The sequence below is a fragment of the Paenibacillus sp. Soil522 genome, from assembly GCF_001428245.1.
GTDB lineage: Bacteria > Bacillota > Bacilli > Paenibacillales > Paenibacillaceae > Pristimantibacillus.
Map to the genome: position 1 here is coordinate 1 of NZ_LMRV01000084.1, position 11,574 is coordinate 11,574.

Sequence of the window (11,574 nt, forward strand, 5' to 3'; positions counted from 1 at the left end):
AAAAAAACAAACGGCACAGGACTTTTCCCATGCCATTTCAGATTTCATTTTTATTCCTGTTCTTGTCTTTGAACTAAACTAAATGACATTGGCCGCGTGGTAGCCCTTCGTTACGCTAACGAGCAGTTTAGTTGAATGTTGTTTAAATCGTCCCTACGTAGCCCGACGCTTCCCGGCTGCAGGGAGGCTTGCTTGAGCGTAAGAATGAAGAAAGCCCTGAAGCTATTCCTTAGCGTTTACCCAATTAGGCGGATTAGCAAACACCATTTTTCAAAAGGAGAGGATTAGCTATGGTCAATTACCTTTTTAAACAATTAAGATTTGTTCGAGGCAATACGATAAAACAGGTTACAGGGATGAGCGAGGAAGAAACACGCACTGTACCACGAGGATTCAACAACAATATTCTGTGGAACCTTGGGCACATTCTTCTTGTTCATGAGAAGTTCTCTTTTGCGCTAACGAATGAAAAAATGGAGTTGCCTAAGCATTTAGCAGAATTGTTTGCTCCTGGGACTAAGCCGGAAAACTGGGGAACGCAAGTACCTAGTTTGGATGGTATTTTTCTTTTGCTATCTAAGCAAATCGATCGGATTGAGCAAACCTTGGAGCACCGGCTAGAAGAAGATCTCGAGAAACCATTTGTTACTTCGGCTGGTCTTGAATTATCGACAGTTAAGGAGTGCCTTAGTTTTTGTTTGTATCACGAAGGCATGCATTTTGCAACGATTAAGGCCATTAAACAGCAAATGTAGTATCATGAAACCTCGATCAATATAATATGTTTCGCCTAAACTCTTCATTATAGATCATGTGAAAATCGCGCCACACGGGACGAAGGATATTCAACTAACGGATACGATAGTTGAAACCATCCAGGGAGCAGATTGCCGAGGCAGCTACTCCCTGTTTTCATTGAGCTAAAAGGCAGAAGAATTTAATATACTGCAGAGCGAAGATACCCATCAAATTGCCGGAAAAAGTTGATCTTCCGCACTTAGAACCCATTGAGAACAAACAGCATCTGTTTTTTACGTAACCTTCCAAGTATTGTAAACGTACAAGGAAACATAACATGCAGGGAGTGATAGATGTATGAGTGAAAAGGGATGTATCAAATGCGGTAGCAAAGACGCAAGGACGAAAGAAGTAGCAATGACCGGCACAGGCCTTTCCAAAATGTTCGATATCCAGCACAATCAATTTGTAGTCGTGTACTGCGCAAATTGCGGGTATTCCGAATTTTACAATAAACAAGCGTCGGCTGGTTCGAACGTTCTTGATTTCTTTTTCGGTTGATGAGTTAAGGTAACAATAGCGAATCCACATCGAAAGCAGCCACTGACCATATTCAGTTTGGCAGCTTTCATTTTTTTGAGCAAAGGGGTTAGGAATGTAAGAACCACTCCGCTAACGGGTAACGATAGTTATACATCAAGGAGCAGTTTGCTGCGGCAGCTGTTCCCTTTCTTTGTTAAGCTAACTGGCAGGATAACGCAGCAAAATGTTGAATCTGGAAGGAGTAAATCACCAGAGGTGAGATATGAAACAATTTGAAGGTAAGGTAGCGTGAAATCCCATGAATGACTTATTGGCGGGTATTGAATGGCATGAAACAAACCCAATTTTGAACACCCTGATTACTTCAGGGGCTGAAATGACGCTTAGCCCGCTTTCGCCGGGGCTTGAGGCGGATGTGGTTAAGATCACGCAGGGGGAGAAGCATTTTGTGCTGAAGGTGTGGAACAAACGCTCGAAACCTGACGTTCTGCGCCAATATCACCTTTTGGAAGCTCTTCATCGGCAGGGAATCCGCGTATCCGAGCCGATCGGCCATGGGCGAACCGAAACTGGGGACGGTGTGCTGCTGACCCGTTATCACGGCACTTCAATAACGAAGGTGAATCCGAGCATTTTTAAGAAAATTGCCGCTGTTCTAGCCGACATTCACCGGCTGCCTCCGGATGGATTGGAGGGTAGGGCGCTAGCTAGGTATGATTTTGTTGGGTATTTTTTCTCGGGGATCGAGGCGTTTCCGGCGATAAAAGAGGAACTGATCCGTCTAGTCGCTTCCGCTGATATGAAAATGGACCGGATTATTCATGGCGATTTCAATTTAGGCAATATTCTAGAAGAGAATGGACAATACACGGTGATCGACTGGACGAACGGGCAACTGGGGGATCTTAGGTATGATCTGTCATGGGCTTGTCTGCTTCTGCGCATCTATTTGAGCGAGAGCAAAAGCCTTACGTTTTTGTACAAATATCAAGAGGAAATGCCCGTAGCGACGGGGGAGTTGGAGATCTTTGAAGCGCTTGCCTGCCTGAGGTGGCTACTTCTCGACCGAATCGCTGGAGTGCCCAAACACGCGGATACGATGAAGAAGGTAAGAAAAATCGTAAGGGACAATCGATTTTTAAATGAGAGTGTGCTGCTATAAGGGCAGTTCCCGCTCGATTGGAGTTGATGTAGACTTTTTCGTCAGTCATTACCCAGAAGAATCAAGGTTTATAAGATAGAATTAAATTGTTCAGCTAACGGGTACGAGAGCTGAATTAATCAATCTTAAATACATTTGGTGAATAATGCGCTTTATGCTGCAGCCATTATATCATGTGCGGATAAGATCGGATCAGCGTGTCCGGTCTTTTTTTCGTTGGAGGAGACATGAACGGTTCAGGATGATTTTGAGGGATTTTCGGATTCCGGCGACGTAGTAATACATGTAGGAGGCATACCAAGATTTGAAAGGAAGAGGTTATGAACGGGGATGATCAACACCTAGCGGATGCATTGCGCCGCCGCTTACCATCAGCACTTGAGCAATTGATGGATAGATACGGAAACGGGGTTTACGGCCTCGTTAGCCGAATAATGGCGGGGGTGGGAAGGGCGGAAGATGTGGAGGAATGCGTCAGCGACGTTTTTCTGGCGGTTTGGAGGCGAATCGACGAGTATGATACGGCGAAAGGCTCAATGCGGACCTGGCTCTTGATCCTGGCCAAATATTCCGCACTTGACGTCCGCCGGAAGATGCTGAGGCGCCCGGGAGCGGAACCGTTCGAGGGCCGTGCGACGGCCGGGGCGAGCGTTGAAGAAACGGTGATATCGATGGAAGCCTCGGCGGAGATGATTACCTTGGTCAATGCTCTGCCGGAACCGGATCGGACAATTTTTTACCGTCGATATTTTTACTACGAATCGCTTGAACAGATCTCGAAGGGACTAAGGCTAACCGGCAAAGCGGTGGAGAACCGCCTGTACAGGATGCGTAAAATGTTCAGGGCTAAACTTGGCGAAGGGAGGCCGGAGTAAACAGATGGCTCAGACAGAAGATAAAAATATATTCGCTTGGATGGACCGGCTCAATCAGAAGGATTTGGATGGTGTTGAGGAAATCGACCCGTATGAGGGCGAGGAAGTGGATGAAGCCGCGTGGCAGCGAATCAGGAAGCGGACATTCGCTCGATTGGACTTCGACGAGGAAGCGGTTGGGCAATTAAAGGAAGCGAAGCCTTACAAAAAGGCTTCCCGCCGCAAGTGGCTGGCTGCCGCTTGCGCCGCTGTTATCCTGAGTACGACATTTATATCCGTCTCGCCTGACGCCAGAGCCGAATTGAAGAAAGTGTTGCAATTTATCCCAGGTTTCGGCTTCGTGCAACAGAACGAGGATTCGGAACAGAGGGCCTATGTACTGCCAAAGCCGGAAGATTCGATTGGAGAGTACGGTAAGATCACGGTGGAGGGAGTGCTCATTCAGCGGTCAGGTGGGCAAATTTCCTTAGGCGGCGATAATGTTTCCGCAACGGCCGTCAAGAGCCTCATTTTGGTGACGGAGCAAGGGCAGTTTGAATTTAAGCAGAGTAATGCGTTATGGGGAGGCGGCGGTCCTTGGCAGGCCATGTATTATTATGAAGGAAGCATCCCATACAAGGGACTTGAAAACGCAACTTTGAGATTTGGCAATACAACCATCGGTCCGTTGCATCTGACGAAGGCAGAGACAGCTGACGATTTGGCCGGCTTCGGCTCAAGCGACATCCGGAACGGCATTCGGATTACCGGCATCGTGACACCTCTAGACGTGAACATCCGCAAAGTGAATTTGCTTACTCAATTGTCCGGACAGCAGATGGTCGATTCTCACGGAAAAGAACCGATTGCGGAAGGACTACAGCTCCAGTTGACGGACAATCAAGGTCGTGCGCTGTCGATAAAGAAAGATACCGGGTTCATCAAGCCGCGAGAGTTGCTGTTTGATGACCCGACCGGAGCGGATAATTACCAGCTAGTCATTCCTGCTATACGGATCGTAGATCCCGGAGTGAAGCATGTTAAAGTTACCCTGCCGGTTCCGGAGGAAGGAACAAGAGAGATTCGTGTATCAAGCCAAATAGCCGGTTTCCCCGTAGAGTTCACCCGAATCGAACGCGTAAGTGCCGAAAGTGTGCGCATTGAAGTGGATACTCATTTTGATTATGACCAGCAGAGAACGCTGCAAAATTATCGGCTCTTTACAAAGGACGGCGTTAGTATGTCCTACACCTCCAAGCAGAACGAGAGGACATTGGCGGTCGAAACCGAATGGCTGAGCGTCGAGCCGGGGCAGAAGGAAATATCCTTTTATATCGGAGAACCGCATATCGTGGTGAAAGGACCCTGGATTCTGAGCGATCTGCAATAAAAATTTATATGGCTCATTTTTTTCATCCCAATTTCGCTAGCGGTTATTCAATTTTACTTTTTTAGAAAATTCGTGAGGAAAAAATGGAAGGCTTTTACGCTAACGGGTACGATTGTTCAATCAGATCAGGGAGCAGACCGCCGCGGTAGCTGCTCCCTTTTCTATTGAAGTAACGGATAGGATAATGTGGTGAAAGAAGCAATTTTGTCTGCTAGAAGTCACAAAACTCCATATGGAAGTGATTTCATTCCATTTATAACCAATGTCCATATGCTACACTGTTCATATATCGTTAAAGGGGCTGAGTCAATCAATGAATGCTATTAACGAAGATATTAGAGTGGTTATTGGCGCTGGGGTTTATATGAACAATCCTGAGTGGATACAAACTCAGGAATCAGAGTTGAATTTATTGCAAAGATATCAGTGGTTGGAACGTTTCTCACCTAATACGATCACAGCAATTTTAGCAGAGCATGTTTGGGAACACTTAGATTTTGACGAAGGCGTTAAAGCTGCAAAAATATGCTTTGAGTTTTTAAGACCTGGTGGTTATGTGCGTTGCGCCGTTCCCGATGGTTATTTTCCTAATGATGAATATCAAAGAGGTGTGCAAATTGGAGGACCAGGGCCCGTTGATCATCCCGCCGCGAGTCATAAAATCGTACACAATTTTAGATCAATCACGTCTATGTTCAATGCTGCTGGGTTCAAAGTGAGTTTACTGGAGTATTGTGATGGGGAAGGGAACTTCCATTACAGCGACTGGGATCAAAATAAAGGTTATATATTCCGTTCCAAACGTTTTGACCATAGGAATATTGAAGGTATAGGCTTTGTTTCTCTTATTGTAGACGCTGAAAAGCCAATAAATGATTGAACTAACGGGAGTTGAAAGAAGCAGAGCGCCGCGGCACTCTGCTTCTTTCTCTGAAGTACTGGCCGCAGCCAAACGGAGGATTTCATCCCAATAAGCGCGGATGTGTTTCCACCGATTAGACTGGGGTCCTGCCAACCAAATGCCGTAAACCCATGCTATGACATTAATTACGTATGCTCCATTTGCCATGCCGAGGACAAAAGCGAAATCAAAGGAGTGTTTTTTAGAGGGGGATTTCATCCAATCCCGTTAAAAATTCCGAATGGAATCTGGTGGTTTTCCGGGGTGTAAAAAAGGCCGCGGAGTGATCCCGCGGCCGATCATTAAGTTATCGTAACAGAGTAATAATCTTTAGTGATTGTCATATTTGATGCTCACATATACGAAAACCTTCTTATCCGGACTATAATCTTGTTCCGTATGTCCCTTAACTCTCCACTCAGCTTTGTAACCTCCGGGCACCTCGGCAGCACTGTATTCAGTACCATCGGGGAGCACCGTCGTCTCTTCCGGCAATCGGTTACCCTCGCCCACGGTCTCCAGACTAAGGTCATAATCTTCCCCTTCCGGAGAACCCATGGAGACATTAACGAATCCATGGAAACCTTCAGGGGGGGGCTCCAAGATCCACTCAACTCTTGTCCTGAGGACGAAATGTACCCGTAATATAACAAAAACTCATAATTGGATCCGCCGTATGAATAAGTTTTGGAATCGGAAAGTCACACTTTGATTGCCATCGGCATCAACGGCGACCAATGAAAAGAGGTAGGACGAACTTGGAGAGAGCCCCTTCACTTCATAGCTGTTCACATCCCCGTTCAGGGTAGCCAGCAGCGTGTTGTCTGGTATACCTTATACTTGTCTACGCCCGTTTCATCCGTAGCCGGCTGCCAATTCAGCTGTACGCTGTTATAGGTCACATCGGTAACCGTCAGCACGTCGCCCTGAGGCCACTGTGGCGCTTCAGGAGTGGCCTCTCCAAATCCTTGAACTTTTACGGGAGCATAACGGTCTGTCGTTGTTCCATCTCCGAGTTGGCCAGCGGAATTATTTCCCCATGCCCAGACGGTTCCGTCGCTTTTGAGCGCCAAATTATACGGCGCAGCACCCGCCGCGATGACAGACACCGAATCGAGACCCTGCACTTGAACCGGAGTATAACGGGTTGTCGTACTTCCATCGCCGAGCTGACCATAGTAATTATTTCCCCACGCCCAGACGGTTCCGTTGCTGTAGAGTGCCAAACTATGCACATTATCCGCAGAGATGGCGACAACCGAATCGAGACCCTGCAGCTGAACGGGAGTGTTACGATTTGTCGTTGTTCCATCGCCGAGCGCCATCGGGCGGCTTTTTTTTTTTGCAAAAAAAAAGCTAAATAGTTCCATGAATTCATACACTTTTTACGTTTTTATGTATATCGGCAGTTTGAGCAGTGCTTATACTTAAATTATACATTGGAAGCGCATTCATAAAAGGAGGGGATACATGGAAGCCAATCGTTCTGAGAACCGTCTGGCGTTTCCGGGCTTTCTACATCATGCTGCTCCCGGGTGTGATTTATTTTACCACCGCCTATTGACCATATTAAAAGCGTTTACAATTTAACAAGGAGGTACAGCTATATGAGACATCAGATGAGATTTACAAGTATGTTTTACGTTGTAATAATGCTTGTTTCCGTCTTATTTTCCTTTAGTCCGGAAAGGGCACAAGCCGGGTTCACAAATTATATTACGCGTGACGTGGATAAATTCATGGACGGTACGACCGAGTTTCGCTTTATCGGTTCGAACGTGCCGTTTCTTGGTAGGGCATGGATGGATCCGAACGAAATCGAGGATTTGATTCGGGGTGCCAGCATATCGGGCATTAACGTCATTCGCTTGTATCCTTTCGAGGTGAAAATGAGCAGCGACCCTGAAGGCACCTATCGTCATGTGATGGCCCCCGGAAACTATAACGAGAGCGCCTTTAAGCTGTTTGACAAGGTTCTTCAATTGGCGAATCAGTACAAAGTGCGGCTCATTATTCCTTTCGTGGACAAATACAGTTATGTTGGCGGAGTTGCCGATTGGGCGGCATTCCGCAACAAAAGCGCCGATGAATTCTGGAGCGATCCGGAAATCAAGCAGGATTTCAAAGACTTTATCAATTACGTCGTTAACCGTACCAATACTTATACGAACGTGAAGTATAAGGACGATAATGCGATTATGGCCTGGCAGCTCGGCAACGAGCTTCATTCCACCGACAACTGGACAAGCGAAATGGCCGCTTATTTCAAAAGTCTCGATGCGAATCATCTCGTTGGCGACGGAGGATATGTACGCGCTCAGGGAATAAGTCAAAATGCGCTAGATGACCTCAATATTGATTTCATTGATCCGCATATATACAGATATCACAACTACTCAGATCCGATTGCCAAAATCAACGAATGGAGAAATACGACCAAAGGGAAGAAACCGTTGATTATCGGAGAGTTCGGGGATTTCTCACCCGAAGTGACCGAGCAGCTGCTCAGCACCGTACAGAACAACGGAACTTCGGGTGCGATGTTTTGGGCCACAATGCCCCATCACAAGATGGGAGGATGGCACTGGCAGCCGATCGGAAATTGGGCATATTTGCGTTATCCGGGATTTGCAACCGGTGATTTTGCGAACGAATCGGTTACCATTGGCTTATTGCGAAAATATGCGCATTCAATCAAAGGCTTAACCGTTCCGCCATGGCCCGCCCCGGACACACCGGTTATGTTTCCCGCGGACTCCGTAAACACACTCTCTTGGCTGGGAGTTTCGGGAGCCGCTTCATATGACGTCGAACGCTCATTCAACCGGTACGGGCCTTGGGAAACCGTAGGCGCCGGAGTGACCGACGATATTACTATACCGCGCCATTATAATTTAATCGTACCGATATTCAGCGATTTATCGGCCATAAAGGGTAAGATTTATTTCTACCGGGTCAGGGCCAAAAATGCAGAAGGCTTATATTCCCCTTATTCCAACGTGATCGGACCGGCTAAATCGAACGGCGCCGTCATCATCGATAATGGCGGCAGCGGTTATAGCGAGTCGGGGACATGGGGCAACAGTCCTCTTCCCGACAGCTACGGCGGAAGCTCCCGTTACAGCAGCAATGCCGGAAGTACGGCGAAATGGACGCCAGACCTTCCGACATCGGGATACTATAACGTATATGTCAGTTATCCTGCGAATCTAAACTCGAATAAGAACGCCCTATACACAATTTATCATGGCGGCAAAACAGATACGATTTTCATCGATCAGACGACAATGGGCAGAGGCCGATGGCGTCTGATCGATACGGCCTATTTCGATGCGGGAACGGATGGCTATGTGATGTTGACGGCGAGTTCCGGCTCCAACACAAGAGCTGATGCGGTCATGTTCGAACCGGTTAGCTTCGGGGACCATTTCCAAAACGGTAGCGCTGCAAATTGGACGGTATTAAGCGGCAATTGGAGCGTGGCGGACGACGGCACCAAAGTATTGAAGCAAACCGGAACCGGCACTGCGGAAACGGTAACAGGGACCGTTTACACCGATGCAGCGATAACTGCGGCTGTCAAAGTGTACGATAAGACCGGCCCCAAGTCTTCTTCCGGTTTGGTCGCCAGAGCAAACGCCGATTTATCCAGCATGTACACGATGCACATCAATTACGATGCGAACAAAGTCCAGCTTTACAAAAAAGTGAACGGCAGTTGGGCCAATCTTGGAGAAGCTCACATCGAAGCCAGTCCGGGCACGTGGTATTTACTGCGGATGGAGCTGGATGGCAGCTCCATTAAAGGTTTTGTCAACGGGGTGCAAAAAATCGACGCAAACGATTTGAGCCTGACCGACGGTTATATCGGCCTGAGAACCAACGGTCAGACAGCCGTATTCGATAACGTCGCAGTTACTCCGAGATGATATAGTAAAAACCCCTAGAATGCTGAATAACAAGCATTTTAGGGGTTTTTCTCATAGGGGAGATTCACTCGCAATGAATTATTCTTGTTTGCCCTCGGTGTATATTTGGAACGTTATGCCGAACTTGTCCGTTACAATACTGTAAGCAGGGCTGAAGAAAGTTTCCTGCAGCGGCATGCTCACTTGACCTTTTCCCCATGCAACCTTTGACGGATATAAAGTGAGTGAGTTTCATACTCAACGCTTGCACTAACGAAAACGATAGTGAATATTGGTACCAAATAAATTTAATGCAACACGAAGAGGGTTATGGTAAATCGATCGGAGTGAAAAATGGAGAACTGGATTGAACTTACCGAAACTGAGTATGTGGGAAATGTTCTACAAACGATTTGATTTTAAACCAAGTACTTCTCCAGAAGATTGGCCAAGAATCCATGTGCTTGATGATCAATATGTCACATTCGCTTTATCACGAACATGGGACAATATAGAAGACCTCAATGAAAACTGTATTAAAGTGTTTAAGGGGCTAGTAAGAAAAGAAGAATATATTTATGCTTTAGACTGGGATAGACGCCTAACTTTGGTAGCACTCGAGCTAAGCCACAGTGACATCAAGATCATCGATGCTGCGATGAAATACGGATATACCTCGCCGGATTCCTTTACCAGGGCTTTCCAAAACATGCATGGGATTACTCCCTCGGAAGCCCGGATCCATGGACAGTCCCTCAAAGCCTTCCCGCGGATGACGTTTCAGCTGACTATCAAAGGAGGAAGTGAAATGAACTACCGAATTGAAGACAAAGAGGCTTTTCGCATAGTGGGGATTAAAAAAAGAGTGCCAATAGTATTTCAGGGGGTGAATCCGGAGATTGAGTCGATGTTTAAAGGACTCACGCCAGAAATGATTGATAAGATTAAGGGCTTTTCGAATGTTCAACCTTCAGGACTAATCAGTGCTTCCACGAATTTCAGTGAAGGGCGGATGGAGGAGAAAGGAGAACTCGATCATTACATCGGGGCGGCCACAACGAAAGAAGTACGAGATGGCTTCGCCCATCTAGAGGTGCCAGCCTCTACATGGGCTGTATTCACAGCCGTCGGCCCTTTTCCAAGTGGGCTTCAAGAGATCTGGGGACGCGTTTATTCCGAATGGTTTCCGTCCTCAGAATATGAGCTAAGCGAAGGGCCTGAAATGCTGTGGAATGAGCACAAAGATGTAGCATCGCCGCAATTTAAAAGCGAAATATGGATACCCATCAAAAAGAAATAAAAAGCGTTTGTTGATGTAACAGGTAACAATAGCTCCATGATGGCAGGCTGTCGGATAATCGGCAGCCTGTTCAACTATCGGGCAGTTGCCCTTACAATTAAGCATACGAGACTTGGATTAACCGAAGAATAGGGGTCAATTATGAGAAGAATAATTGTCGGTATTTTAGCAATTGTAATTGTTTTGGGCGCTGCTTACTTCTATATGACTAACGATAACCAAAAGGATAAAAAAGTTTGGGATCAGCTTCGCAGCCAATTAACTGCGGAAAACATTAAAGAAATAAGCTTGGACGATGCTGTATTGGAAACCGATGAGTTCACAGAGGTTATATCCTTAATCAGAAAATCAGAATTCGATAAAACTAATAGAGTGGAGCACGGTCCAACGCCAGTAGTAGTAATCACTATCGTCTTTATTGATGGAATCAAAATCAACGTTGGCTACTGGGGCGGAACCACATTCGAACTTAGCCCAGAACACATTGACGTCGAAAGTCAGTTTTTAGTGACCAATGATGCGCTAGGTGACTGGATCAATTCTACAAAGCGGTAATAACATTGCGCTAACGGGTACGATAGTGGAGCAAGCTGCCGCGGTGCAGATGCTTCCTTTTTTCACTCAACTAACGAGCAGTTTAACGCAAACGTGCCTTTTCAATTTACGATACGGATCACCGCAATGTATCTAAGCACAAAGTGCAGTTTGACCACAAAATATACATCAGTTTATAAGACAAAACCACTCCTGACAATGGAGTGGTTTCTTTAATAGAACT

General features: G+C 46.5%; 10 protein-coding genes and 3 pseudogenes. 10 read left to right on the forward strand and 3 right to left on the reverse strand.

Features of this window, described 5'->3' with window-relative positions; genetic code table 11:
* Nucleotides 1-290: 290 nt before the first annotated feature.
* From ASG81_RS25135 to ASG81_RS25160, 6 genes are all read left to right on the forward strand, one after another.
* Complete coding sequence (locus ASG81_RS25135) at nt 291-755, forward strand: DinB family protein (RefSeq protein ID WP_056640944.1); 465 nt, start codon at nt 291-293, stop codon at nt 753-755.
* 340 nt (nt 756-1,095) lie between these two features.
* Entirely contained in the window at nt 1,096-1,299 is a 204-nt protein-coding gene (locus ASG81_RS25140) for a zinc ribbon domain-containing protein (protein ID WP_056640947.1), read from the forward strand.
* Between the two features lie 280 nt (nt 1,300-1,579).
* Nucleotides 1,580-2,443, forward strand: a complete 864-nt coding sequence (locus ASG81_RS25145) for a phosphotransferase family protein (RefSeq protein WP_056640949.1) — start codon at nt 1,580-1,582, stop codon at nt 2,441-2,443.
* Nucleotides 2,444-2,763: 320 nt separating this feature from the next.
* Nucleotides 2,764-3,318, forward strand: coding sequence for a sigma-70 family RNA polymerase sigma factor (locus tag ASG81_RS25150; RefSeq protein ID WP_056640952.1), 555 nt, complete (start codon nt 2,764-2,766; stop codon nt 3,316-3,318).
* Between the two features lie 4 nt (nt 3,319-3,322).
* A complete protein-coding gene (locus ASG81_RS25155) occupies nt 3,323-4,687 on the forward strand; it encodes a hypothetical protein (RefSeq protein ID WP_056640956.1) in 1,365 nt (454 codons plus the stop codon).
* Between the two features lie 313 nt (nt 4,688-5,000).
* On the forward strand, nt 5,001-5,567 hold the full coding sequence (locus tag ASG81_RS25160; protein ID WP_200961606.1) for a class I SAM-dependent methyltransferase: 567 nt from the start codon (nt 5,001-5,003) through the stop codon (nt 5,565-5,567).
* Between the two features lie 351 nt (nt 5,568-5,918).
* Here the strand turns inward: ASG81_RS25160 and ASG81_RS25165 are convergent, their stop codons facing one another.
* Both ASG81_RS25165 and ASG81_RS25170 read right to left on the reverse strand, forming a co-directional pair.
* Nucleotides 5,919-6,191, reverse strand: a complete 273-nt coding sequence (locus ASG81_RS25165) for a hypothetical protein (protein WP_056640958.1) — start codon at nt 6,189-6,191, stop codon at nt 5,919-5,921.
* A gap of 197 nt (nt 6,192-6,388) precedes the next feature.
* On the reverse strand, nt 6,389-6,958 hold the full coding sequence (locus ASG81_RS25170) for an RCC1 domain-containing protein (protein WP_056640961.1): 570 nt from the start codon (nt 6,956-6,958) through the stop codon (nt 6,389-6,391).
* A gap of 237 nt (nt 6,959-7,195) precedes the next feature.
* Between ASG81_RS25170 and ASG81_RS25175 the strand changes: the two genes are divergently transcribed.
* Nucleotides 7,196-9,517, forward strand: coding sequence for a golvesin C-terminal-like domain-containing protein (locus ASG81_RS25175; RefSeq protein ID WP_056640965.1), 2,322 nt, complete (start codon nt 7,196-7,198; stop codon nt 9,515-9,517).
* Between the two features lie 78 nt (nt 9,518-9,595).
* On the opposite strand, the pseudogene ASG81_RS33200 reads toward ASG81_RS25175, so the two are convergent.
* Nucleotides 9,596-9,706 (reverse strand): annotated as a pseudogene (locus ASG81_RS33200) (VOC family protein); the annotation flags it as partial.
* A gap of 187 nt (nt 9,707-9,893) precedes the next feature.
* Between ASG81_RS33200 and ASG81_RS33205 the strand changes: the two are divergent.
* From ASG81_RS33205 to ASG81_RS25185, 3 genes and pseudogenes are all read left to right on the forward strand, one after another.
* A pseudogene (locus ASG81_RS33205) lies at nt 9,894-10,085 on the forward strand (DUF2716 domain-containing protein); the annotation flags it as partial.
* A 6-nt stretch (nt 10,086-10,091) separates the two neighbouring features.
* Nucleotides 10,092-10,796: pseudogene (locus ASG81_RS25180) on the forward strand (GyrI-like domain-containing protein); the annotation flags it as partial.
* Between the two features lie 141 nt (nt 10,797-10,937).
* Complete coding sequence (locus tag ASG81_RS25185) at nt 10,938-11,351, forward strand: hypothetical protein (RefSeq protein ID WP_056640968.1); 414 nt, start codon at nt 10,938-10,940, stop codon at nt 11,349-11,351.
* The last annotated feature ends 223 nt before the right edge of the window (nt 11,352-11,574 follow it).